The sequence below is a fragment of the Bacillus sp. Bos-x628 genome (assembly GCF_040500475.1).
Taxonomy (GTDB): Bacteria; Bacillota; Bacilli; order Bacillales; family Bacillaceae; genus Bacillus; species Bacillus maqinnsis.
Genome location: NZ_CP159358.1, coordinates 2,918,044 through 2,940,081 on the forward strand (window position 1 = coordinate 2,918,044; position 22,038 = coordinate 2,940,081).

At 42.1% G+C, this 22,038-nt stretch carries 33 protein-coding genes and 1 pseudogene; 27 read left to right on the forward strand and 7 right to left on the reverse strand.

Translation table 11 applies throughout. The annotated features are described in order from the left end of the window. Nucleotides 1-6: 6 nt before the first annotated feature. Nucleotides 7-1,149: an AI-2E family transporter gene (locus ABVJ71_RS14990; protein ID WP_353854729.1), complete on the forward strand. Its 1,143-nt coding sequence runs from the start codon at nt 7-9 to the stop codon at nt 1,147-1,149. Nucleotides 1,150-1,275: 126 nt separating this feature from the next. Continuing rightward, on the forward strand, nt 1,276-2,115 hold the full coding sequence (locus ABVJ71_RS14995) for an undecaprenyl-diphosphate phosphatase (RefSeq protein WP_353854730.1): 840 nt from the start codon (nt 1,276-1,278) through the stop codon (nt 2,113-2,115). 192 nt (nt 2,116-2,307) lie between these two features. On the opposite strand, the gene bioB is transcribed toward ABVJ71_RS14995, so the two are convergent. Beyond that, nucleotides 2,308-3,303 (reverse strand): biotin synthase BioB, encoded by a 996-nt coding sequence (gene bioB / locus ABVJ71_RS15000; protein WP_353854731.1) that lies wholly within the window; start codon nt 3,301-3,303, stop codon nt 2,308-2,310. Between the two features lie 161 nt (nt 3,304-3,464). Next, complete coding sequence (locus ABVJ71_RS15005) at nt 3,465-3,815, reverse strand: hypothetical protein (protein ID WP_353854732.1); 351 nt, start codon at nt 3,813-3,815, stop codon at nt 3,465-3,467. 408 nt (nt 3,816-4,223) lie between these two features. Between ABVJ71_RS15005 and ABVJ71_RS15010 the strand changes: the two genes are divergently transcribed. Beyond that, nucleotides 4,224-4,685: a hypothetical protein gene (locus tag ABVJ71_RS15010; protein WP_353854733.1), complete on the forward strand. Its 462-nt coding sequence runs from the start codon at nt 4,224-4,226 to the stop codon at nt 4,683-4,685. A 60-nt stretch (nt 4,686-4,745) separates the two neighbouring features. After that, nucleotides 4,746-4,952, forward strand: a pseudogene (locus ABVJ71_RS15015) (peptidoglycan-binding protein); the annotation flags it as partial. 44 nt (nt 4,953-4,996) lie between these two features. Here the strand turns inward: ABVJ71_RS15015 and ABVJ71_RS15020 are convergent. The 3 genes from ABVJ71_RS15020 to ABVJ71_RS15030 form a co-directional block, all read right to left on the reverse strand. Continuing rightward, nucleotides 4,997-5,395 (reverse strand): Imm50 family immunity protein, encoded by a 399-nt coding sequence (locus tag ABVJ71_RS15020; protein ID WP_353854734.1) that lies wholly within the window; start codon nt 5,393-5,395, stop codon nt 4,997-4,999. Between the two features lie 14 nt (nt 5,396-5,409). Continuing rightward, nucleotides 5,410-6,960 (reverse strand): T7SS effector LXG polymorphic toxin, encoded by a 1,551-nt coding sequence (locus ABVJ71_RS15025; protein WP_353854735.1) that lies wholly within the window; start codon nt 6,958-6,960, stop codon nt 5,410-5,412. A 220-nt stretch (nt 6,961-7,180) separates the two neighbouring features. Then, nucleotides 7,181-7,369 (reverse strand): hypothetical protein, encoded by a 189-nt coding sequence (locus ABVJ71_RS15030; protein WP_353854736.1) that lies wholly within the window; start codon nt 7,367-7,369, stop codon nt 7,181-7,183. Between the two features lie 695 nt (nt 7,370-8,064). Between ABVJ71_RS15030 and ABVJ71_RS15035 the strand changes: the two genes are divergently transcribed. The 14 genes from ABVJ71_RS15035 (at nt 8,065) to ABVJ71_RS15100 (ending at nt 15,916) form a co-directional block, all read left to right on the forward strand. Continuing rightward, nucleotides 8,065-8,442: a helix-turn-helix domain-containing protein gene (locus ABVJ71_RS15035; protein WP_353854737.1), complete on the forward strand. Its 378-nt coding sequence runs from the start codon at nt 8,065-8,067 to the stop codon at nt 8,440-8,442. Nucleotides 8,443-8,635: 193 nt separating this feature from the next. Then, entirely contained in the window at nt 8,636-9,148 is a 513-nt protein-coding gene (locus ABVJ71_RS15040) for a hypothetical protein (protein WP_353854738.1), read from the forward strand. An 11-nt stretch (nt 9,149-9,159) separates the two neighbouring features. Then, nucleotides 9,160-9,381, forward strand: a complete 222-nt coding sequence (locus tag ABVJ71_RS15045; protein WP_353856709.1) for an HNH endonuclease signature motif containing protein — start codon at nt 9,160-9,162, stop codon at nt 9,379-9,381. Further along, nucleotides 9,378-9,713, forward strand: a complete 336-nt coding sequence (locus ABVJ71_RS15050) for a hypothetical protein (RefSeq protein WP_353854739.1) — start codon at nt 9,378-9,380, stop codon at nt 9,711-9,713. The genes ABVJ71_RS15045 and ABVJ71_RS15050 overlap by 4 nt, the downstream gene beginning before the upstream one ends. 23 nt (nt 9,714-9,736) lie before the next feature. Beyond that, nucleotides 9,737-10,156 carry a hypothetical protein gene (locus tag ABVJ71_RS15055; RefSeq protein WP_353854740.1) on the forward strand — a complete coding sequence of 140 codons (420 nt, stop codon included), beginning with the start codon at nt 9,737-9,739 and terminating at the stop codon, nt 10,154-10,156. Nucleotides 10,157-10,308: 152 nt separating this feature from the next. Further along, a complete protein-coding gene (locus ABVJ71_RS15060) occupies nt 10,309-10,536 on the forward strand; it encodes a hypothetical protein (protein WP_353854741.1) in 228 nt (75 codons plus the stop codon). Then, on the forward strand, nt 10,533-10,688 hold the full coding sequence (locus tag ABVJ71_RS15065) for a hypothetical protein (protein WP_353854742.1): 156 nt from the start codon (nt 10,533-10,535) through the stop codon (nt 10,686-10,688). The genes ABVJ71_RS15060 and ABVJ71_RS15065 overlap by 4 nt, the downstream gene beginning before the upstream one ends. Beyond that, on the forward strand, nt 10,688-11,050 hold the full coding sequence (locus ABVJ71_RS15070; protein ID WP_353854743.1) for a hypothetical protein: 363 nt from the start codon (nt 10,688-10,690) through the stop codon (nt 11,048-11,050). The genes ABVJ71_RS15065 and ABVJ71_RS15070 overlap by 1 nt, the downstream gene beginning before the upstream one ends. 1 nt (nt 11,051) lies before the next feature. Then, on the forward strand, nt 11,052-11,816 hold the full coding sequence (locus ABVJ71_RS15075; protein WP_353854744.1) for a hypothetical protein: 765 nt from the start codon (nt 11,052-11,054) through the stop codon (nt 11,814-11,816). Between the two features lie 77 nt (nt 11,817-11,893). Next, the gene (locus ABVJ71_RS15080) at nt 11,894-12,076 is read left to right on the forward strand and encodes a hypothetical protein (RefSeq protein ID WP_353854745.1); all 183 of its coding nucleotides are present in this window, start codon (nt 11,894-11,896) and stop codon (nt 12,074-12,076) included. Next, on the forward strand, nt 12,066-12,827 hold the full coding sequence (locus ABVJ71_RS15085) for an ATP-binding protein (protein ID WP_353854746.1): 762 nt from the start codon (nt 12,066-12,068) through the stop codon (nt 12,825-12,827). Before ABVJ71_RS15080 ends, ABVJ71_RS15085 begins: the two co-directional genes overlap by 11 nt. Then, nucleotides 12,828-13,436 (forward strand): hypothetical protein, encoded by a 609-nt coding sequence (locus ABVJ71_RS15090; protein WP_353854747.1) that lies wholly within the window; start codon nt 12,828-12,830, stop codon nt 13,434-13,436. 272 nt (nt 13,437-13,708) lie between these two features. After that, nucleotides 13,709-14,824, forward strand: a complete 1,116-nt coding sequence (locus ABVJ71_RS15095; RefSeq protein WP_353854748.1) for a DnaB-like helicase C-terminal domain-containing protein — start codon at nt 13,709-13,711, stop codon at nt 14,822-14,824. 90 nt (nt 14,825-14,914) lie between these two features. Then, entirely contained in the window at nt 14,915-15,916 is a 1,002-nt protein-coding gene (locus ABVJ71_RS15100; protein WP_353854749.1) for a toprim domain-containing protein, read from the forward strand. On the opposite strand, the gene ABVJ71_RS15105 is transcribed toward ABVJ71_RS15100, so the two are convergent. Both ABVJ71_RS15105 and ABVJ71_RS15110 read right to left on the reverse strand, forming a co-directional pair. Next, nucleotides 15,913-16,068 carry a helix-turn-helix transcriptional regulator gene (locus ABVJ71_RS15105; RefSeq protein WP_353854750.1) on the reverse strand — a complete coding sequence of 52 codons (156 nt, stop codon included), beginning with the start codon at nt 16,066-16,068 and terminating at the stop codon, nt 15,913-15,915. The genes ABVJ71_RS15100 and ABVJ71_RS15105 overlap by 4 nt on opposite strands. A 159-nt stretch (nt 16,069-16,227) precedes the next feature. After that, entirely contained in the window at nt 16,228-16,434 is a 207-nt protein-coding gene (locus ABVJ71_RS15110) for a helix-turn-helix domain-containing protein (protein WP_353854751.1), read from the reverse strand. 99 nt (nt 16,435-16,533) lie between these two features. Here ABVJ71_RS15110 and ABVJ71_RS15115 point away from each other — a divergent pair, with 99 nt between their 5' ends. From ABVJ71_RS15115 to ABVJ71_RS15155, 9 genes are all read left to right on the forward strand, one after another. Continuing rightward, on the forward strand, nt 16,534-17,700 hold the full coding sequence (locus ABVJ71_RS15115) for an AimR family lysis-lysogeny pheromone receptor (RefSeq protein ID WP_353854752.1): 1,167 nt from the start codon (nt 16,534-16,536) through the stop codon (nt 17,698-17,700). A gap of 284 nt (nt 17,701-17,984) precedes the next feature. Continuing rightward, on the forward strand, nt 17,985-18,515 hold the full coding sequence (locus ABVJ71_RS15120; RefSeq protein WP_353854753.1) for a hypothetical protein: 531 nt from the start codon (nt 17,985-17,987) through the stop codon (nt 18,513-18,515). Between the two features lie 134 nt (nt 18,516-18,649). Next, a complete protein-coding gene (locus tag ABVJ71_RS15125) occupies nt 18,650-18,793 on the forward strand; it encodes a hypothetical protein (RefSeq protein ID WP_353854754.1) in 144 nt (47 codons plus the stop codon). Further along, nucleotides 18,790-19,314, forward strand: coding sequence for a hypothetical protein (locus ABVJ71_RS15130; RefSeq protein ID WP_353854755.1), 525 nt, complete (start codon nt 18,790-18,792; stop codon nt 19,312-19,314). Before ABVJ71_RS15125 ends, ABVJ71_RS15130 begins: the two co-directional genes overlap by 4 nt. Before the next feature lie 254 nt (nt 19,315-19,568). Then, nucleotides 19,569-20,342, forward strand: a complete 774-nt coding sequence (locus ABVJ71_RS15135) for a hypothetical protein (protein ID WP_353854756.1) — start codon at nt 19,569-19,571, stop codon at nt 20,340-20,342. Nucleotides 20,343-20,355: 13 nt separating this feature from the next. Continuing rightward, nucleotides 20,356-20,613 carry a hypothetical protein gene (locus ABVJ71_RS15140; RefSeq protein ID WP_353854757.1) on the forward strand — a complete coding sequence of 86 codons (258 nt, stop codon included), beginning with the start codon at nt 20,356-20,358 and terminating at the stop codon, nt 20,611-20,613. Next, a complete protein-coding gene (locus ABVJ71_RS15145; RefSeq protein ID WP_353854758.1) occupies nt 20,614-21,048 on the forward strand; it encodes a hypothetical protein in 435 nt (144 codons plus the stop codon). Further along, nucleotides 21,049-21,255, forward strand: a complete 207-nt coding sequence (locus ABVJ71_RS15150) for a hypothetical protein (RefSeq protein ID WP_353854759.1) — start codon at nt 21,049-21,051, stop codon at nt 21,253-21,255. Then, a complete protein-coding gene (locus ABVJ71_RS15155) occupies nt 21,256-21,987 on the forward strand; it encodes a hypothetical protein (RefSeq protein ID WP_353854760.1) in 732 nt (243 codons plus the stop codon). The last annotated feature ends 51 nt before the right edge of the window (nt 21,988-22,038 follow it).

Sequence of the window (22,038 nt, forward strand, 5' to 3'; positions counted from 1 at the left end):
AACAAGATGAATTCTATGCAAATGTGGAGCAGTCGATTTAAAACATTCTTTCTTGATAACAAGTTTGTTCTCTTTTTACTCATCCTGTTATTAATAGGATTGAATATCCTTGTTTTCATGAAAACATCTTTTATTTTCACACCGCTCATTGTACTCGTCAAAACCATAGCCTTACCCATTATTTTAACGGGGGTTGTGTACTATGTATTAAATCCAGTTGTCAACTTGTTAGAGAAATTGAAAGTCAAACGGATCTATTCTATTTTGCTTTTATATATTGTCATTATTGGCATCATTACAGTGACCATTGTGTCGATTATTCCTATTTTACAAGCACAAACCATGAGTCTTTTTCATAACCTTCCGAAATACGTCGATACAGTAGAAGAGCAGATTAGACAATTAACAGGCAGTAATTTCATTAATCAGGCACAGAAAACGACGAACATTAATGTATCAGAGTTAGTGAGTAAAGCGTCAAGTCAAGCAACTAAGATTTTGGAAAGCACCTTCAATGGCGTTGGTACATTTTTAGGTGCGTTGACAGAAATAGTGATCTCGATCATTACAGTACCGTTTATTCTGTTTTATCTATTAAAAGACGGTAAAAAATTACCTGACTACTTCTTGAAATTTATTCCGAATAAGCTAAGAGATCATACACATATTGTCCTTCATGAAATGAACCATCGCCTTAGCTCTTATATTAGAGGACAGATCATTGTCAGCTTCTGTATCGGGATTCTGCTATTTATTGGGTATATGATTATCGGTTTAGACTATGCAGTGCTGCTTGCCATCATTGCCTCATGTACAAGTGTCGTTCCTTATCTTGGGCCAACGATTGCGATTACTCCAGCGATTGTGATTGCACTTGTCACGTCACCAATCATGCTGTTAAAATTGATCATTGTTTGGACCATTGTCCAACTGATTGAAGGGAAATTCATTTCTCCACAGGTCATGGGGAAAAACCTTCATATCCATCCGGTTACCATTATTTTTGTGCTTTTAACAGCGGGCAAACTGTTCAGTATCGTTGGTGTGGTTGTCGCTATTCCTACTTACGCAGTACTGAAAGTCATTACAACCCACTTATTTGATTGGTTCAAAATGCGATCCAATTTGTATAAAGAAGAAAAGGTTTGATGTCATAATCTTTTTTGAAAAAAATATAGTATCATAAAGACGAGCTTTCGAAAAAGGAAGCTTGTCTTTATGTGGACATAGATGTTTGGCTCGTTCAAAAGATCAGAATTGAAAGGAAAGAAAATCATGAATCTATGGGATTTATTCGTGGCACTGGTTTTAGGAATTGTCGAAGGTTTAACAGAGTATGCACCTGTCTCTTCTACTGGACACATGATCATTGTTGATGATCTCTGGTTAAAATCGAAGGACATCATTACGCCAGAGGCGGCGAACACATTTAAGGTCGTTATTCAGTTAGGCTCCATCTTGGCTGTAATGGTCGTGTTTAAAGACCGAATTCTTAACTTGTTAGGCTTAAAGAAAAACATTACAGAAGAACAAAGGCAAAGCGGACATAAGCTGACAATTGCCCAAATCGCTGTTGGACTAGTACCAGCTGTTATTTTAGGATTCTTATTTGAAGATTATATTGATAAATATTTATTCGATGTCAGAACTGTAGCGATTGGTTTGATTTTGGGAGCAGTGCTTATGCTTGTTGCTGACTGGATTAACAAACGTAAAACGGAAACAAGTTCTGTAGACAACATGACATACCGGCAGGCATTGTTTATCGGACTGTTTCAATGTTTAGCGTTATGGCCTGGTTTTTCGCGTTCAGGTTCTACGATCGCAGGTGGTGTTATCCTTGGTCTCAATCACCGGGCTGCGGCCGACTTTACGTTTATCATGGCAATGCCGATTATGGCTGGTGCAAGTTTCTTAACACTTGTGAAGAACGCCGAATACTTAACAACTGATATGCTTCCATTCTTTATTGTTGGCTTTGTGAGTGCGTTTGTTGTAGCTCTGTTCGTTGTTCGATTCTTCCTAAAACTGATTAATAAAATCAAACTTGTGCCTTTTGCGATTTACCGAATCATCTTAGGGCTTATTTTATTTATTTTGTTTATGCAAAAGTGAAACGACGCTTTTGAAAAAGTACTTTCAGTTTGTGCTCTTTTTAGCTTGAATTGAAACCCCTTGAAGTCTATGAGGACCCGAGATACTTGTGCGGAGCGAATATGAATTCGTGAGCACCAGCACGCAGGATCTGACAATGAATGCGAGGGTTTGTCTATACGCTGAGTCTGCCGAATAAATCGGCAGACTTTTTTATAGAGCACACTCTTCTATCTCAAATCCTAAATCCTCAATGATGTGATGATCGGTTTGGACTTGTTGTCCTTTCGTCGTCAAATAATCGCCTACAAAAATAGAGTTTGCGGCATAGAGTGCTAACGGTTGAAGCGTACGTAAATTAAATTCTCTTCCTCCAGAAACGCGAATTTCCTTTGTTGGATTGATAAACCTCATTAATGCAAGAACCTTTAAGGCTTTTATTGGATGTGTTCGCTCTTGATGTTCAAGCGGTGTTCCTTCAATTGCATGAAGAAAGTTGACCGGAATTGAATCTGCATCAAGTGCTCTTAGGGCAAAGCCCATTTCAACAATCTGCTGGTTGGTTTCTCCCATTCCAATGATTACCCCTGAACATGGTGACATACCAGACTGCTTGACTTGCTGAACGGTCGAGACACGATCATCATATGTATGGGTGGTCGTGATGTTGGCATGATGGTCATGATGTGTATTGATATTGTGATTATAGCGATGGACACCTGCCTCTTTCAGCCGTTTTGCTTTTTCCTCATTTAATAATCCAAGACATGCGCATACTTTCAGCGGCATGGTCTCTGTGATTTCCTTTACTGCCGCAGTCACTTCATCTAATTCGCGGTGTGAAGGCGACCTTCCACTTGCCACAATGCAATAAGTACCCGCTTTTCTTTTTAACGCCTCGCGTGCGCCTGCTACAATGGTTTTTTGATCGAGCATTGTATATTTGTCAACCGGTGCATTTGAAATGATTGATTGAGAACAATATCCGCAGTTTTCAGGGCAATATCCACTTTTGGCGTTAAAGATCATATTTAATTTCACTTTTTTTTGAAAAAAATGATACCTCACTTGATAGGCTGCATGCATAATAGGTAACAATTCCCTGTCATCTGCTTCAAGAATCTCAAGCCCCTCTTGCAGTGTGATTGGCTGATTCTGAATGGCTTGCTCTGCTAATGATCCCCAAGATAAAGACGCTTGTTTTTTCATAAAAAAAGCCCCCTTTTATGTTAACTTAATTTTATTAAAAGTTAACATAATGAGCGGTCTACGGCAAGTAGTGGGTTAGAGAGGCGTCGTTAAAGGTAAAATACGAAAGGCGATGAAACATAATGTCATCGCCTTAGGTATAATCAGCATCATACGATTGATTAACGAACAGTAATATAGTTTATCACAAGCTCACCCTGTGAATTATAGTAAGATACAGTGACAGAACCGCGCTGTACGGCACGAATCCAAGTGAAGTTCGGAGCAGTTTGATCTAATTGAATGGCATAAGTTGCGCCCGTCACAGATATTTGACTTGCTGGAAGAGAAACAGCAATCGAAGAACCGACAGAAAGCGTACGGTTCACAGTAATCACTTTATTCATAATAGGTGCATTTGCTAGAACGGGTTCTTTAGATTGAACAGATGCATGAGCGCCTTCTGTTTGGAAGAATGTAAGAGCTCCTAAGGCAGCTACAGACAAAGTACAGGCTTTCATTAATTTTTTCATAGGTAACACTCCTTCTTTGGTATATACATATATTAACATTAATAGAATTATATGTCGATTTAAAAGTATTTTGGTGAAAATTGTCATATATTATTCTAATATGTTTCGTGTGAATAAGAAAAAAATCTCATAAATCCTTATCAATTCGGCGACCAAGTTGCATTTATTTTAGTGGAAAGAAGTCATAAAAAAGCTGGGATGGGATCCCAGCAATGCAATGATAATAAGTTATAAAAAGAGGCTAAGAGACAACCAACTGGGGCAAAACGTTATTAAGAGATATAACTGAATATTTTTCTGGTCTTATGTTAAATGAAAAAATGAGTTATGATGAAGAAAAGAAAGAAATTCTAGATAATCTAAATGAAGTTGAGAAAAATATTCAATTAATAAAGGATAGTATTAAAGATGAGTAATGCAAATCCTAAAAGCAGTGATGGATTTATTGGTGATAAAAATGTGATTGCTTTTCCGACAAACCCTCGTTTATCGGCCCATTCAAAAACAAAGGCACTTTCTATTAAAGAAATGCAATCTGAGATTATGAGAATTAAAGATTTGATCAATTCTGTGCTATCCCAAACTTCCGGTGAGGAGAGTGATGACAATATGGAAAAGTTAACAGAAAGAATATCCAATCTTGAGAGGGACGTCGCTGTCCTCACGGAAAGGACCAAAAAACTTGATGATTTGCCGACAAAAGCAGAAATTAAAACTTTGTTCACGGATTCCATTAATAATTCAAATATTGCAACGAGAGATCATGTAGATTCAAAAGTTGCACAAACACATACTAGCATTATTAAGTGGATGATTGGAACAACTATAGCTTTAGGTGGTCTAATTATTGCTGTAATTAAAATATTTTGAAAAGAGCCTCTTTCATATTTGAGAGGCTCTTTTATTTTAACTGTGTTCTTTTCTAAACGTAGGGGATTAGCAGTAGAAGACGTACACCAAGCACTGGCTTCTGTATATTTCTATCCTGAAAAGGGAGCCAAAAACAATGGGTTAGAAGGTTACTATGGACCAAAGACAGCTAATGCGGTCAAGTGATTCCAATTGATGCATGGTCTTATGGCTGATGGCATTTATGGACCGAAGACAAAAGCAAAAATTGAAGCTCTATTGAAGTAATCAAAAAGGCCCTTTCTTGTGTACAAGGCCACATACTTTTTTGCTTATTTTTTTTCTAAAGCTCCATTAATATAACCATTAATTGATTGAATGAGTCCTGCATCTGCTTTTATTTTTGCAGTAACCTCTCCTGTTATATTGATTTCGATTAAATCTTGGTCATTCTTAATTATTTCAATGTTTCCTCTATATGTATCTGACAATGTTTGCATTTCTAAAGAATGGATATCAAAAATGTCTACTTCAAGAGCAATTGAATTGTATCCTAAGTTAGCCCATTTTTTTGGTGGATTTTCCGCATAAAAAGGCATATCAAAATGCAAAGTTACTTTTCTACCTTCCTCTTTGATACAAATGCTGTTTATACGTATATTTTCTAATTTAGGAACCTCATTATATAGACTTTTTAGAAAATAACTTTCCTCTAAATTTTCGTACCACATAATATCACCTCAAATTATTTTTTGAATGGATAATGCTCTTTTGTCCCTGGGACTTTTCCTGTTCGAGGATTATCAAATGGCCTTACATTAAAATGAGGCCCTTGTCCACCTTTTTCATGACCTGCGCTATGATCTTGTATTATGATTTTTTGACCTTTGTTATTTGTATAGAGATACTCTCTGGTCCAAATAATTTTACCATTTTCGTCTTTTATTACACGACCACCTTCATGGAGAGCGGTTCGCATCTCTACACGACGAATTGATTCAGGGTGTTGAGATCTAGAAATGCCCGCATCCTTTTTCGCTCTATTAAGAGCACCATATCTGCCTAAAGGTTTAACTCTACTCTTAGAGCCTTCACCAATTTTTGGAACTTTCTTGGCTACTTTCTCCCCTTTCATTATTTTAAACACGTATTTTCCAGCTTTAACGATTTGAGCTCCTGGTATCATGTACAAGCTTGATACGAGGCGGTCTGTGTCAGTGACTTTATTACCTGTTACAGGATCTCTCCCTGTAATGACTCGAATTGCGTCGTTTATTCCTGTGAATTCAACCGCTGTATTTAATACGTTTTGGGGTTGATCGCCTGTTTTTACATCAGAAATCGGTTTAACGCTCTCAATCGTTACTTTGTTTTGCTCCGATATTCGTAAGCGATACAGCATTCCGTCTCGCATGACTTCAACTGTTTTGGCATTTGCGAAGTCGATATGTTTGTACTCACTTGTATCATACACTTTCCCATTGATGATCACTACGTTTTGATTGATTTTAGTAGGTGGCTTTTCCTTCATAACCGTATCCACATTCGCCCGTTCTTTCTCTCTCAGCTTCCTCAGCATAATCATCATTGGGGTTTCGTCAGGATTGTCTATTTTTTCATTCAATCCACTGATGGTGCTGCTCACTTTTTCTGCTTTTCCATCTTTGAAAATAGAGCCTTTTTGATAGCTGGTGATCTCAATTTTCGGACCAGTGAACATGGTGCTTAGGGTGTCTATGTATTGATTCATTGTGTGAAGGGCGCTTTCTGTTTCATGTAAACCACTCGTTTGTTTCCTGTCAAATGCATGAAGCAGTCCAATGGTTTTTGAGGTCTCAAGCCATGCTTTTTGGTAGCTTTCTTGGAAAGCAGATTCATCTACATGTGGCAAATGCACAATATGGCTGACCCTGCCGAGGGCTTGATTTACATCTGATACGATATCAGAAATGGTCCGTTCTGCTTTTTTTAACCCTTGGTCAAGCTCGTGTTCAATGAATGATTGAGAGATAAAGCCATTCGGGTTTGATTCAAATGCATAGAGAGCCTGCTTTGTCTTTTTTAGCGCACCGGTGTATTCTTCAATGACGACCTGAAAGAATTGCAAAAAGGGGATATGACACTCTTCGTAAAACGCTCGAATGGCTTCTCCAGCCTCGCCCTTTAGTGCGCCATCTAGTGAGATGATTTGATTGATTTGTATTTCAAGGGATTTGATGCTTTGTGATTGTTGTGTTAATTGTTCCAGCGTTTGATCAATGGCAATGTGCAACGCCTGAACATCTAAAGTTTTCATGGCATTCTCCTTTAATGCTTGGTTGCAATCAAAAGAGATTTTACCATTATACGGAGAATGGTTGGGAAATAAATACTTAACTTCCGTGAAAATGAAACAATTTGCATAGGTGATAAAGACTAGATGTTCAATTAACGAGTGTGGAACAGTCTGAGAATGTGTGTGTTTTCACAAAAGACATAGAAGAAGGGCGCAAGAAATACCGCCTTTATGATTAAACTTAAAGTACCCATTCATTTTTTTCTTTATCCCATTTCAACTCTTTACGAGATAATAAGTTCTTAACGGCTTTCCGTATAGATTGTTCGTCTTTACCTGTTTTTCTTTTTAAATCATCTATTGTTGGATTCTTGCGGAACCGACTCATATTATAAATGATTCGATAAAGTTTTCTTTCGAGATCAGTCATTAAATCACCTCAAAAGCATTTTAACAGAATGTTTGTTCGGTTTCTAAATGTAGTGTATAATTAGAAATATACGGTTTACCCGCGGAAACGGGAGTATAAAAATTCGTATATTTCAATGATTTTCTTCTTATATTACTCACACTTTTGCTGTCCGTTAAGGACAGTTTTTTGTTTTATTTGAGAGTTTTTAATTAAATGGCTCCAAAATGGCCCCAACACGAAAAAAAGACGAAAAATAAAAATGTTGAAAATAAGAAAAACCCTTACAGCAGTAAGGGTTTTGTGTATGGAGCATAGCGGGCTCGAACCGCTGACCTCTACACTGCCAGCTTCCACGTCGTTAAATCAACGTTATTTGTCTCCGTTAAGTCGCCCATAAAGTCAACTATATCAACGTTAAGTCACCGATAAGTCAATCGTCTCTAAGCGCATTATATCGTATAGGAACGCTACACCGCAACTAAATATAGCGCTACTCTGAACCCTCGTCTTAATAGGCGGGGTTATTTTTTTTTATTTTAAATGTCCCGATTCCGTTATGTCATATGCGACTGTATAAGTGAAAGCGAAATTTTTTTTAAAACGCTGTCCAATCCGAAAGTTTTATACGCAACTAATAATGAACGCAATAAAATTCATAATTACTGTGCGGAATTAAAAAGTCGCGGGTATTATATTGTGAAGGAGGTTATCGAATGACAAAGGAAAAGCGACCGATTGACTTCCACGACCACAGGTTCGTTCGAGTAACGAAGTCGGTTATCGCAGACGAAACGTATTTAGATAAGCCGGTTCAGAAACTCGTATACGCCGTTCTTTGTTTCTACGCAGACAATACGAGTAAGAAGTCGCACCCAAGCGTTCAGACTATCGCAGATAAATGTCGATGCTCAACGAATACGGTGCGGGCAGCATTACGTAGGCTGAAGGAACTCGACCTCATTGACGTCAAAGAACGAAAAAATGCAAACAGGCAGACATCGAATGAATATACGCTTTGGGAGCCGCCTGACTGGTTCGTTGAGACCGGCACTTCAAAAAACGATAATATCCCCCTGCAAGATTTGAAGTAAGGTACTTCATAGTTTGAAGACGAACTAAACTCATTTAACTATACTTATTTAACTAGACTAATAATAGCGCTCAATTAAAACCTTTCGCGCAGATAGTTATTTAAAAGATATATCATCGCGATAAAGGATATCTGCAAAGAGTGAGCGCAAGCGAACGAATTGCTACGGTTTATATAAAAGTGGAGGTGTCTATATGGAAAGACTTGAGTGTGTAGATGAAGTAACAAAAGAATTTCTTCTAAAGAAAGAAAAAAGAATAAAAAACGTTGTTCATGACGCCTATACATTAATTGGAAAAGAGCTTAAAGAAGCACAGCAGACCCTCGCAAAAAATGGTTATGGCTGCTTTCAAGAGTGGGTGAGGACTTGTCTCGGAATAGGTGTAAATAAAGCTTATGGATTAATACACAGATATGAATTTATTAACAAAAACCCGACTATTGCAGATTATTTAGAATCCCTTCCTGTTTCACTTCTTTATGAAATTACGAAGCCTTCCGTGGAGATGTCAGAGTTACGGCTTAAAGCGAAAAACGCGGTACTAAAGGGGGAAGTTCGTACCTTAAAAGCCTTCAAAGATTTAATAAAAACGGTAGAGACTAAAGCATCACGTTCAGAATCGAAGGCGGTTATCGATAAATTAACTAAAGATATCAAAAGCCGATCCATTGTAGTACCTGCGAAATCGACTGCTCACCTATCGTAAATTGGCACCACATCGTACCAGTAAGCTCCGGAGGCGATAATAAAGAAAGCAACTTAACTCCGTTATGCCCTAATTGCCATACGCTGATACACCGTGCATTAACCGTAAGAAGCTCCGAACTAAACGTTGGTTATTGGATCACTCGTAATTTCACCGTAGATAAATCGCGGAAAATACTTCGCTTAATAGAACTCGCCAACCTAAGTACAGACGAAGGGAGTGTCGTTGCGTGACGATTAACATTACGCTATCCCCCGACTATAAGCTCACGTCAGACGAACGGAATATCATCGTAAACGAACGCTATTTCACCGACCCGACTAAAGCGCCCGGCTGGGCGAAGAAACTGGCGGAGAATCCTGACGCCGACCCGAAGCCTAAAGCACGCTGGCGGGAAATTTCGTACCATGCCTCGGTTGATCGCGCCGTAATGGACGTACTAGACCGGCAAATCAAAACCTCGGATGCAACGACCTTAACCGAGATTGCGCAAATGGTACAGGAATTTCGCACGGAATTAGCGGCGGCACTGTCGGTCGAGGGCGCTAGTATTACCGACAAATAAAACGGCTAGGAGGCGGTTAAATCGTGTCTAAAACGAAGGATCAAGAAATCGATAATTTATTGATGATATGGAAAGATGAAGAATCTAGAAGTCGTTTTGTTGTTGGGGAATTGAAATATAACTCTGTATTCGATACTTATATTTTTAAATATAAAAAACCTGAAGTTTATGAAGCGAAGAAGAACGGATTTAAAGATTACCCTAACTTTCCAAATATAGATGAAATTTATAAATCAGTGGGGAAATTGTTCGTTAGTATTAAAAATCGTTTGCCTAAGCCTAAAAGAAAAGATTATCCGCAAATATTAGATCGTTATGGTTTAGAATCTACTGCTACAGAATTAGAGATCCTCGAAGCAACACGTGGAAGGTTAGCAACAGACAACTTTGAATTTATACAGAGCATTAAGTATAAAAAAGATTCTCCTTTTTCGCATATTTGATCACACAGCTTATTGCGTTTGAGTCGGATAACTATGCCGGCTTGACAGTATTTTTTATTCCCCTTATAGATTCGGCGATTATAACAACTTTAATTGTTTCAATCGGAATATTCGGAAGTAGTTGCCACAGCGGATACGGAGGAGGACGTCAAATGAATAAAACGAAGGATCAAGAAATCGCAGACTTACGACAGGCAATGGCGGCGCTTATTGCGGAGAATGAAAAATACGTAGATCACCTCGCTCGTATACGAGACATGATGCCGGAGGAATTTGATGACCGGGATGCGACCGAACATTTACTCGCGATCAGTGCGCCGGAGCACGTTAAGGATTACGTTAGATTCATATTAGACCGAATGAAGGAGGCGTTAAAATGAAGCCGGAAATCACGAAAGAGCAGGTAGAAAAGGTGCGTGAATATTACAGTGATATGATTGCCGAGATTGATGTTCATACCGCAGGTGTTGCGGATGGCATTGAGGAAACGTTAAACATTCTCGGAATTGAGATCGAAGGAGTGAATGCGTAATGGGCGATAAGCCTATCGAAAAGTGGACGGCACGCGACTTTATCGTCTATCTGCACGAGCGCCACCTCGAAGTCTACGGCATTAAATACGTCGCCAATAATCGCGGCATGGAAGCTCGGAACCTAAAGACGATGATAGACGAATATGGGGCGGCTATCGTGCGCGACTTCATTGACGCTTGCTTTGCGGCGTATAGCCCAACGTCACAATATCCGGGCGTAAACTTCGGCTTCATGTTTACGTATATGCGAAACCGGTACCTGCCGCCCCTACTCGTAAAGCAGAAGAAGGTTGAGCAGGCGGAAGAAGACGATCAAAGGGCGGCAGCGCAGTCGCAAATAAACTACGGGGAGTTGTTTTAGTATGACGAAATATAAGACGGAGAAACGTAAGGCGCGTGTAGGCGAGCGCATTTTAATTACGGATGCTGAATACGCGATGGAATCATATAAAAACGGTGATGTATTTATCGTAAATAGCGTCGACATTAACGGTGTAAAGGTAGATACAGAGCCGATAATTTGGCACCACGAATACGAAGTCATTGTTGGAGAACACACGCCAGCACCGAGCCTATACGAAATGAGCTATGACGAATTAATTGCGTTGGGTAAAGACGTAATGAAGACGCTAAGAACACTTTCATATAAGAATGGATACGATCAAGGACGTTTTGATGCGGAGATTGAGGCGTTACATGGTACGTATGAAAAATCCGATCAACAGAAACGGGATGAAATCGTTGCAAAGGCGAAGGAAGACGTCGAAACGCTGAAAATGCGTAATCGATTATCTAAAGCGTTTAATATCGGAATCAGAGTGAATGCGGAAAACGGATCGGTTGAAGCCACAGCGAAAGTACCGAATAGTCGCATAGCGTCTTACGGAATCGCCAAATGCGCACCTAACGATTGCTTCAACGAACACATCGGCAAGGCTATTGCGCTAAGACGTGCGTTAGGTCTAGAAGTACCAGCGGCGTATCTAAACGTGCCACAGCCGACGGAAGGAGGTGTGGGTGACGTTGTTGAATACACGACTTACCTAGGCAGAAAACGAAAGTTCACAGTAGAACGTGTTGAGAACGGTAGAGCGTATAAGGGTACAGGGGGAATTACGTCTACTTAGACGCAAGTGACAGGCATGGCGGTCTCGCTACGAATCCAAAAACAATTGACGATTCGAGGACGGAAGGAGTCGCTTAATTGACGCTTCATCGTTGGCTTAAAACGCAGACTTTCAAGAATTATAGCGGATACGATTACACCTATGACGGAATGTACCCGAAGCCTCGCGTTAAAGGCAAAGATAAAAAGATGCGCTCAAAGAACGAACGAACTTTACGAAAACGAATCGACCGAAAGGAGGCGGCTATGGATGACGAATGAATCACGATGCCTACTCGCAAGCAAATGCGCCCAAGCCGGCGGCGTTAATTGTACGAAACACTGCGAGCTATACCTCGGCTTGCACGGATTAGACGGCGGAGGCGGACGGTCAGGGGCGGCTGGGCTGGCGGAGGATTATCGCCTAGTGACGCTCAAGAACTCGCCTTCTCGCGCTGATCAGCCCGGAGCTTATAAGGCAGCGGATGCTTATGCGACTACCTTTGACCGCCAATTTGATGCCGAAGCTGACCGCATTAAATCGCTGTATTTTTATAGCGCGAATTCAGGAACAGGAAAGACGACAACAGCCGCGGCGCTTTTAAACGAATATTTAATCGTCCACTATATCGGCTCATTAAAACGTGGCTTGCAACCAGATCAAAGGCCGGCTTATTTCCTCGATGTTAATGCGTGGCAAAACGATTATAACGAATTTAATAGACCGCGAGTTCCGGAATCAATTTCAGAGCCGGCGGCAAAGCGTTATTACGAAGCGCTAGAAGCGGCAAAACGGGCGTCTTTCGCAGTCCTAGACGATATAGGCGTGCGAGACGTAACGGAGGGATTTCGCGGCGATTTGCATACGATAATCAACTACCGCGTGACAAACCGAATGCCGACCGTTTATACGTCGAATATTGAACTGAAAGACTTACCGGCCATATTCGGAGAAGCGAGACTGGCGGATCGGATTGCCGACCAATGCAAAGAAATCGTCTTCGCGGGCGAATCAAAAAGGAGGCGTCTGTAGATGAGCGGCTTAGATCTAACAGAAATACAGTATCTGCGTGATCTTATCGTTGCGGATTCGTTAGATAACGACGAGAGTGCGGCTAAGTTGGCGATTTTAGCTAAACTCGATGCGCTTGAATTTGCGGACCATACGCCGGTCTATAAAACGGGCGATCTAGTCGCAGTTGAAGGATACGAGGGGCGCCTATTTTACATTGATTGCGCAAGATACATCGAAGAGACGGCGAAAGAGACCGTCTTTAACTTTATAGAGTACGATCTTTATGACGCAGTAAATGGCGAGTGGTTGGAGGCGTTTGAGGCAGACGTGCGACTGGTGGCAAATGCGTCGGTGGCGGAGGATTTCCTAGCTGATTTTAACCTTGACGACTATCCGCCGGCACGAAGTATGGTTTATCTAATTAACTACGAAACGGAGGCGGTTGATGTGGTGTCGAGGCAACATAGCGTGGACGAACGTAAGGAAGCAACGGAACAAACCGACAACCTACTCGATATCTACAATTGGTATAAGGAACGCTTTGAAAAGACGGGCGATGAATCGTTTAAGTCAAAAATGGACGCTATTATAGCGGAGTTGAATGGCGAGGGAGCTGAACGATTATGAGTTTCGGAGCTAGTTTATTATCAAAAGTAATCGAAGATAACGACCCGTCCGCCTTACTACGATACGGACTAACGCGCAACGATTTTCAAACCGACGGCGAACGGGCAGCCTTCGAATACATCAGCGCATATGCGGAAAAGCACGGAAACCAAGCGCCAACCGCCGAAATGGTTGCGACTGAAGTGCCGACATTCCAGCCGGACTTTGGTATTGATGCAACGTTTGAATATCTCGCGCATAAGACGAAGGAACGAGCAGCACTGACTGATTTTGTGTCGTTATTTAACGATAAATATGGTCGCAACGGTGTAAAGACGGCTGATTCTGAATTTATTCAGCGATTCAATCGTGTTCAAGAGGGTGGCGACCCTGCAGAATTTTTTGAGTGGTTGACCGATGTCGCTGAACGGAGTAAAATGAGAACAAGTGTTCGTAAATCAGTGGGAACAAACGTCGTGAGAGACGTTGATAAATTTAAAACCGAGTATGAAAACCGTAAGACAGGCAAGTCTTTCCGCATATGGTCAAGCAAATTTCCGGCACTAGATAAGGCAATAGGCGGCTATGTGTCGTCAAACATGTACGTTGTTTACGGAAAGTCAGGACGCGGAAAGTCGGCTATTACGTTAGAGGAGGTTATTAATTGTGCGGTTCAGGGCGCAAACGTGCTGATATGGTCGATGGAAATGGGTTGGTTCGAGGTTCTCGTGCGTATTTACGTTTCACTTTCAGGCGATCAAGGCGTGGCAATAACGGAAATTGACGGTCAGCAGATGGAAGCAGGCTTTGATTCGAGAGCCGTCCGTCAAGGAAAATTGTCGGAGGAGTTTGAAGCGGCATTCATGGACTTTATTAAGAAATTGAATACGATTATTGCGGGTTCTATTACGGTACGCGCGGTAGATGACCAAGACTTTGATTCCCGAACGTTACGTGATCTTAAGGCGGACATACAACAGACGAACGCGGATGTCGTTATGATAGATCCGTTTTATTACCTCGACTACGAATCTAATTCCAATAAAACGACAGGCGGAGCGGCGGCTGATACGTCTAAAAAGATGCGCCGTTTAGCTGGCACGATGGGGGTAGTAATTTTCGCAATCACACAAGCCGGAGAAGATGACGGCGCTGTAGACGAAGACGGAAACCGCGAAATTAAGTTGCCGAAACGTAAGGATGTTATGAAAACGTCCGCCTTACTTCAAGATGCGGCGGTTTTGATACCCGTTGATACGAACGCAAAAGAAGGACGCGGTCTAATTGGCGTTAATAAAGGGCGTGATGGAGGAGAGGATGAGGTTGTCGAGATCGTTTATCTGCCGCAAATCGGCATTATCAAGCAAGTAGCCAGCGGTGCGACTGCGCTAAACGATTTCGGATTTTAATGAATAATGAAAAATTCGGAATATTTTCGACAAATTACGACGGAAACTCTCATCAGAATAGTGTAATATAACGAAAGGAGACGTATATAAATGGCGATTCTTACTATCAACGGCGTCCAAATAGACGTCGATATACGAGAAGAATTAGAAAGATACGAATGGGATCGTCCTACTTGGCACGCTGACCGTTTAACGGCGGCAAGCCCTTTCCGCGAAGACCGTACTCCTAGTTTTTACGTTTACTACGAGGACACAGCGACTGCCAAGGCCGGCTATTTCGGTGACAGCGGCACGGGCGAACGGGGCGGTTTTATTAAACTACTTGCGTTTCTGCGTGAAGAAACCGAAGAAGAGACGGCGTTTTACCTAGCCGAGACATATGGTACTGGCGAAGGAGATACGGGCCTAAAACTCCGTATTCCCCGTTTGAAAATCGTTGAGCCTAAACGACCACTAGCCGAAGATTTATTGACTGACGTGATGATCGGACCGAACGATTATTTGACCAACCGCGGAATAAGCGAAGAAGTACAACGCAAAGCTGGAGTAGGTATAGACGGTCTAACGGTCGTCATACCATGGCGCCTACATAACAATCGTCTAGCAAACGTAAAATACAGATCAACGCACAACAAAGCGTTTTGGTACGCTAAAGGCGGCTTACCCATACGTGAGTTGGTATACGGTATAGAAACCGTTTATGAAGATCGCGCCAAAATAGCCGTTCTTTCCGAGGCTGAAATCGACGCACTTTCGTGGCGAACGGCGGGTTTTTGCGGCATAGCGACCGGCGGCAGTAAATTTTCGTCAGAGAAGGCGGATATACTATCGCAGTCACCAATCGAACACTTAATAGTAATAACGGATAATGATTCTGCCGGTGAGAAATTGCGGAAGGAGGTCGAGCTAAAGATGCGCGGCAAAGTCAGGCTTGCGCACGGTTATATAACGGAGGGGTACAAAGACGCGAATGATTTATTGATGGCGGAGGGAGAGGACGCTTTGAAGCGAGTTGTTGATCGTGCGGAGGTTGTGGGTTTTAAAGTAGGGTTCGGGAATATACGAACTTTCGGTCGGCGGAGGTTATCTTAACCCTCCGTGTTACTTCCGGATAAAGGACGCCAATTATATAAGGCTTCGACGGGGCAATCAAGACAGCGCGCAATAGAATACGCCATTTCCACGTTAGGAACGTTTCTGATCGCAATATAATCGGAAAGTTGTGTCTTTGATATACCGACCATATCTGCGAGTTGGGTAAGCGTATACCCGCGTTTATAGCACAGCTCCTTTATCCGGCATGAGACGACCGAATACTGCGAGATAAACACCTCCGCAAAGCATTTCAATCCACGCAAAAAGGCGCGTGCTTTACGAAGGGAATTATATCACACATCCGTCCATTATTCCGGTGGATTTGGAAGGATACGGACGACTTTCTCGATAGGCACGTCCAATTCGAGGCAAATCGCTTCTATTGTCGACAAACTAACGGGCTTATCTTCGTTAATTTTAGTGACAAGGTTTCTGTGAATAACACGATCTCTTAGAATTCCCGTTGTTAACCCTCTTTCATTTAAGTAATTTCTTAGTGGCTCATAACTAATCATAAAAAAATCACCTTTTTCCAAAAAATTACGCACACTTTTGTGTGCATTAGTGTTATAATATTATAGAGAGAAGGCGCAAGTCTATAAGGGGTGTATATTATGCGGTCAATCAAAGATGATTTTATTAACCTAAGAGAGAAACATGATTTAAGTATAGCATGTATTTCCGAAAAAACAGGTATCAACCAAGATGTTTTGTATGAGTTCACAGACAGCGGGAGTATTGGGTTCAAACATCTAGTTACAATCGCACAGTTTTTCTATAAAGAAAATTATCACACTATAATGCAGGATTGGTGCCTTATGATTGATTCTATAGAGTGGATAAAGCAAGCTTTTGAGTACGCAGCAATAAAAAGGGATGCAAACTTACTATATAACCTACTAAAAAAGAATGAAAATGAGGCGAGTTTAAGGCAATTCGTGGATATGTACACACTCATTTTTGATTTTATGGTGGATAATATCACATTCGAAACTCTAGCCGTAAAAATGGACACTTTAAAGGTTTCTAGTTCAAAAGATTTGAAGATACTAAAATCTATTTATAGATGTGTAGTTATGTACTATGAGGATGATTTTCTAGGTATGACAAAAAGAGCGAGTGAGCTTTATGAAGAAATTAAAACTATAGGGAAAAGAAGAATCTTTTTCAAAGAGGCTTTTTCTTATAGATTATCCGAAATACTCGCCCCTGCTTATCTACATCTTAATGAGCCTGATCTATGTTCTGTACATGCAAAGGTTTTAGTGTACACAGAACTTAACAATAAGCATATATCTGACGGATATTATTATCTTGGAATGTGTCATTTGCACCACAATAAAGAAAAATGTGTAAACTATCTAGAGAAGAGCTTATATTTTGCGAAAAAGACGGATGAACCTCTTTTAATAAGAGAGGCTATGAACAATTTAAACATGGTAAAAGCTCTTTTTAATTTTTTCGGGGGAGAAAACCCGCCTTTGCTTGCCGAAGATAGAGACAAATTTCTTTTAGGAGGTGATGCTGATTTTGTAGTATACTTTAACTACGTTCGTGATAGAGAGATAGGTAAGATTTATAAAGCTCTTAATCATTTTCTAGGAGAGATGAATTTGTTTTTCGCATCAATCGTCGCGGAAACATTACGTCTGTGTGGGGTTGACTCTAATCAAGTAGAAGCTTTGAAATCTATAAAATTAAAAACAAAGGGAGATGTTGTGTATGAAAAAGATTTTATTGATGGGTTTTGTTTTAGGGGCACTAGTGGTGTCGCTTCTTGATAACGGTTTTCAGAATAGCAAAGAATTATCAAACAGTAACCACGAGGTGCAAGTTAGTGAAATTAAAGTAGGTGGATAAAAGATCGGGCCAATTGGCCTTTTTCTTTTGTCTTTTTTTCGGAAAAGTTTAAAAAACTAAGATTATCCAAAAACCGCAACTTTATCCTATTTGGGTGCTAATATATGGACATGGAAGAAAAATTATAAAAAACTTTAAATCAAATGTCCCGATTCTAACAGACCATATGCGACTGTATAAGTGTAAGGGGCGGGAGGAGAAAAACTTGAATAAAGAAAAATTTAATAGACTTCAGATGGCCGCAGATTATGGAGCGATTCCGTATGTTCAAAGAGAATCGCAACGAATCGCACACTTAGTACCAGACCAAACATCGTTCGAGCAGCGGACCTTGCTAGCGATCGGTTATTGGCTTCAGCGCTACGAAGGAAATGGCCGAGATAAGAAAGCGTTGATCCAGCGCATTATCGTAAGGGAACGAAATAAGTATCTGAAGGCATCGCGGAAAGAAGCGGCTTTATCTATAGAAGGAATGCGAGATGACGGTAATGTCTCGTGGGAGCCAGAAGACGTTTTGACGGACGTCGAAGCCGAAGTTTTATTAAAAGAAAAGACCGCCCTGTTGACGCAAGGCGATCTCCGCAAAGAAATAATACTAAAGTGTTGGAGCGAAGGATGTACGAATATGGTCGAAATCTCCACGTTGTTGACGCAACGTTTAGGAGGAAATTTCGAAGCACATCGTAAGTTCATCCGTCGTTTCCGTTTACACTGCCAGCGCGAACTAACAGCATAAACACGTAACTAGCCACAGGGGCATCGCTATGTATCTTTATCATATTCGCTTATCACAATAATTTCAAGCGAACGCTATGCGAACGCTCCTCCGTCTAGTTGCGTTAACCTAAAAATTAAGGAGGCTAACGTACTATGCAACGCCCTACAAACGAATTTCCACCCGCAGTCAATATCCAAAAATTAACGTTTTTACAATACGAAGGTGAACTTTATCGCGAAGATGATCCGGCAGACTACTATCGTCCAACAACAATAAAGGCGGTGCGCTTCGGATGAAACCTTCCGAAATAACCATTACCCACCACGCTAAACAGCGACTAAGAGTGCGTTTTGGCATAAATAACCACCATGTCGCCTGCAATTGGATTTCGCAGAAGATGGAGCACGCCCGCTACCTCGGTATAACGGTCGATAAAGACGGAAAAGAAGCCCGCATGTATGCGAGTAAAGGCGTCGTCATCCACTTTGCAACGGATACCAACAGTGTGCTCACCGTTTATAAAGAAAAAGGCGTCAGCGAAACGGCCAACAGGCGCCTGCTTATTGATGCGTATGAAGTCGTAAAAAAGGACGCCGAAAGAGTGATAAGTCACTACGATACATTTTCGGCTGAATTAGTCGAAGAATTGCGTTGGTTAAACGAAGAAATAAAACGAACGCGATCGAGAGCTAAAAGATTGGCGCTACAGGCCCGTATTAATGCTGTGCAGATGCGCGTAGACGAATTGCCAACGGAAGCCCTCGAAATAAAGCGCCAAGTGACGCGCTATGCGAAAGGAGTGGCGGCTTATGTATGACGACTTAATCGTATCGGCAACGTTTGTTTCTATTATATCTGCGCTGATTATAGGCGGCATGTATTGGTCGATTTTGGACGAAGAAAGACGAAATAAGGGCGGCGAATGACCGCCGACGCTCGGAGAATACCGGGGCGGTCGTTAAGTAAAACTGTCGCGTCGCTATGCCGTGCGCTGGCGGCGTCTCGGGCGCAGATACCGGTGTTTTGCGAGGGTCAAACCCTAAAATAAAATAATATAACGGAGGTAATCGGATGGCTAAGTATACTGTCGGAGCTGACGCTCTAAATGCATTAAACGCTACGAATGATGGAGGGAGCGGAGGAAATAGCGCCGAGTTTGCGAGCTTTAAGACTGGAACAGTTTATAAGGTGCGTGTCATGAGTGCTTTCGATCTAATTCGCTTCTTCTCATACGGAATCTATAAGAAGGTAAATTCGTTCTCGGCGGCCAATCCAAGCACGCTAAATAAGAACGGCTTTCCCGAGTCGAACCTAACGCCATGGGATCGTGCATGGAAATACTATCAAGACCAAAAGAAAGCGGCATTAGAGCGAGGAGATACCAAGGCGGAAGAAGCGGCAAAACAAGAAGCGGCTAAGTATCGCGTCAAGGAACGTTATGCACTTGGCTTTATCAATCTCGAAACTGGCGAGCCAATCATCGTTGATCTTTCTAAGCCTCAAGCGACGGCGGTGCACGCAGTCATTAAGAAGCAGGAGAAGAAACTCGGCCGTATCGCGTTTGAATTGGAGAAGTCCGGTTCAGGTACGAACACAGTCGTTTCGCTGACGCCTCTTATCGATTTGGACGAAGACTTGACGGAGAAAGAACGTAAGCATTTCGTCGCACAAGACGGAAAAGAGTTTGATATGTCTCTATTCGAGGGCTTAATCTACGAAGCTGACGAAAAGGAAATGCTCGAAAACCTCGTCGCGGCTGGCTTTGATCTGTCGCTAATCGGCGAATCGCTTGACGGCAGCGCAGCAGACGACGAACTACCGACCGAAGAAAACTTCGAATTTTAAGGAGGGCGCATAGATGCGGGAAATTAAAACGGAAGCGCAGACGTTAGATTTATCGAAAAAGGTCATCGTAGAAGTTTCGTTGGCGGAATTGATCGTGTTATCTGCGTCGTTATTGGACGTAGGAATGGACGAAGTAAATAGTATCATTACTACCTTTGATCCGTACCCGCAGTTCTCTGATCAAATTTTAGGAAACCTCCCGATGACGTACGAATTAATGAATGATGTGGACGATATTTTAGTCGAACACGGCTTAAAGGGGGCGAAATAGTTGGCGCACAAAGAAGAAACGATCGGAAAATTCGCCGAAATGATCGCCCGAGCTGCCTTAATGGCGGCCGGCTGGTCAGGCGTCAGCAAACCGGAGACCGAGGAACCGTATGACATCCTCGCGACCGACCCGACCAGTGGCGAAATCAAGCGGTTCCAAGTAAAGACGATTCGTGACCGTACCAAAGAGCGCGGCTATCTAACGGTCAACGGGCGCAAAAATACGGGTCTGCCGTACACGGTCGCAGATGCCGATTACTTTATCGGAGTGCTAATCGAGGCGGGCGTAACGAAGGCGTATATGTTTGAAAACCGCGGCTTGACCGAATATTGGATGCCACGCAAGAACGAAGGCAAACGGGAATGGGTCGAAATGCCACTGAACTTAGACCGCGCATTCTTGGCGGCATTAGAAAACGAAGCGGAGGCGGTATAAATGGGATACGTTGTTAAAGTGCATGTGGGTAATAATCATAAAACTGAAATTTTAACTAGACCGATATTGGCGGGGCAGCCGGAACAAGAGCCGTGGGTTTTTGATTTTCGTGACGATGCTGCGATGGCGGCACGTAAATTGCGCGAGAGAAGTTCTATTAACGTGTGGTGTTCGGTCGAGGAATATGATGATACGGAGGCGGTATAAATGGCGGCATTAAAAGGCGTAAAGACGCTCGATATGAAAAACGGTGAGATTACGAAAGTAGCTTATGAAGGTGCGGAGTATGAGCGTGTTGAGGGAGACGCAAAGGCGGGCGATTTAGGCTTAATTAACCTCGGTAAAATTATAGGAGCTGATGGCTCATTTTACGAAGTCATTGGCGGTGACTGTGAAGGTGATGCGGTGATTGAAGCCAATGATGGAGTAGAAATTGCAGTTGATCGTGCATGTTGTCAACTATTCCGCAAGAAGCACGTACGCCTAAAAGTCGGTGATTATGCGAAGGTGGTCGATGCGTCAGATCATCGCGGTCTTGCAGAGGGCGATTTTGTTAGAATCACGGAAGACGACGAGTCAGATATTCCGTTCTACTGCGATGTTCTGAGCGGAGAACTTGCGAAAAAATCAATATGGATGCATGAGTCCAAGCTAGTCCTCGCAACTCAAACCGAAGTCACAGCCTCCAAGGAAGCGGAAACGAAATGGGCGAAGATCGGTCGCAAAGTTGACGAGTATAAAGTTGGCGATATTGTTGCGTATGATGATCGGACGTGGTTTAGGAATAGCGGTCTTGGGGAAGTTGTCGTAAATTCAACCGACGACAGTAGTCCGGAAATTAGAGCAATAAATTCCGTTGGAGACAGTGTTGAGCGGTTCCTATCGCCGGAAAAACTCACGCTAATCACTCCGGTCGAGGCACGTTTTGATCGCAGCTAACTGCGCCGCCTGTCAAGCGTCCATTAACGAAGGTCAGCGGGCTATTTACGA

Excerpts from the sequence above, each read along its gene's own strand:
- ABVJ71_RS15040 (WP_353854738.1), top strand. The coding sequence starts at position 8,636 with ATGGAAAGACTTGAGTGTGTAGATGAAGTAACAAAAGAATTTCTTCTA.
- ABVJ71_RS15110 (WP_353854751.1), bottom strand. The coding sequence starts at position 16,434 with ATGATTAGTTATGAGCCACTAAGAAATTACTTAAATGAAAGAGGGTTA.
- bioB (WP_353854731.1), bottom strand. The coding sequence starts at position 3,303 with ATGAAAAAACAAGCGTCTTTATCTTGGGGATCATTAGCAGAGCAAGCC.
- ABVJ71_RS15060 (WP_353854741.1), top strand. The coding sequence starts at position 10,309 with ATGAATAAAACGAAGGATCAAGAAATCGCAGACTTACGACAGGCAATG.
- ABVJ71_RS15130 (WP_353854755.1), top strand. The coding sequence starts at position 18,790 with ATGAAACCTTCCGAAATAACCATTACCCACCACGCTAAACAGCGACTA.
- ABVJ71_RS15070 (WP_353854743.1), top strand. The coding sequence starts at position 10,688 with ATGGGCGATAAGCCTATCGAAAAGTGGACGGCACGCGACTTTATCGTC.
- ABVJ71_RS15150 (WP_353854759.1), top strand. The coding sequence starts at position 21,049 with ATGGGATACGTTGTTAAAGTGCATGTGGGTAATAATCATAAAACTGAA.
- ABVJ71_RS15140 (WP_353854757.1), top strand. The coding sequence starts at position 20,356 with ATGCGGGAAATTAAAACGGAAGCGCAGACGTTAGATTTATCGAAAAAG.
- ABVJ71_RS14990 (WP_353854729.1), top strand. The coding sequence starts at position 7 with ATGAATTCTATGCAAATGTGGAGCAGTCGATTTAAAACATTCTTTCTT.
- ABVJ71_RS15005 (WP_353854732.1), bottom strand. The coding sequence starts at position 3,815 with ATGAAAAAATTAATGAAAGCCTGTACTTTGTCTGTAGCTGCCTTAGGA.
- ABVJ71_RS15010 (WP_353854733.1), top strand. The coding sequence starts at position 4,224 with ATGAGTAATGCAAATCCTAAAAGCAGTGATGGATTTATTGGTGATAAA.
- ABVJ71_RS15065 (WP_353854742.1), top strand. The coding sequence starts at position 10,533 with ATGAAGCCGGAAATCACGAAAGAGCAGGTAGAAAAGGTGCGTGAATAT.
- ABVJ71_RS15035 (WP_353854737.1), top strand. The coding sequence starts at position 8,065 with ATGACAAAGGAAAAGCGACCGATTGACTTCCACGACCACAGGTTCGTT.
- ABVJ71_RS15020 (WP_353854734.1), bottom strand. The coding sequence starts at position 5,395 with ATGTGGTACGAAAATTTAGAGGAAAGTTATTTTCTAAAAAGTCTATAT.
- ABVJ71_RS14995 (WP_353854730.1), top strand. The coding sequence starts at position 1,276 with ATGAATCTATGGGATTTATTCGTGGCACTGGTTTTAGGAATTGTCGAA.
- ABVJ71_RS15135 (WP_353854756.1), top strand. The coding sequence starts at position 19,569 with ATGGCTAAGTATACTGTCGGAGCTGACGCTCTAAATGCATTAAACGCT.
- ABVJ71_RS15085 (WP_353854746.1), top strand. The coding sequence starts at position 12,066 with ATGACGAATGAATCACGATGCCTACTCGCAAGCAAATGCGCCCAAGCC.
- ABVJ71_RS15030 (WP_353854736.1), bottom strand. The coding sequence starts at position 7,369 with ATGACTGATCTCGAAAGAAAACTTTATCGAATCATTTATAATATGAGT.
- ABVJ71_RS15025 (WP_353854735.1), bottom strand. The coding sequence starts at position 6,960 with ATGAAAACTTTAGATGTTCAGGCGTTGCACATTGCCATTGATCAAACG.
- ABVJ71_RS15155 (WP_353854760.1), top strand. The coding sequence starts at position 21,256 with ATGGCGGCATTAAAAGGCGTAAAGACGCTCGATATGAAAAACGGTGAG.
- ABVJ71_RS15090 (WP_353854747.1), top strand. The coding sequence starts at position 12,828 with ATGAGCGGCTTAGATCTAACAGAAATACAGTATCTGCGTGATCTTATC.
- ABVJ71_RS15075 (WP_353854744.1), top strand. The coding sequence starts at position 11,052 with ATGACGAAATATAAGACGGAGAAACGTAAGGCGCGTGTAGGCGAGCGC.
- ABVJ71_RS15105 (WP_353854750.1), bottom strand. The coding sequence starts at position 16,068 with ATGGTCGGTATATCAAAGACACAACTTTCCGATTATATTGCGATCAGA.
- ABVJ71_RS15100 (WP_353854749.1), top strand. The coding sequence starts at position 14,915 with ATGGCGATTCTTACTATCAACGGCGTCCAAATAGACGTCGATATACGA.
- ABVJ71_RS15125 (WP_353854754.1), top strand. The coding sequence starts at position 18,650 with ATGCAACGCCCTACAAACGAATTTCCACCCGCAGTCAATATCCAAAAA.
- ABVJ71_RS15115 (WP_353854752.1), top strand. The coding sequence starts at position 16,534 with ATGCGGTCAATCAAAGATGATTTTATTAACCTAAGAGAGAAACATGAT.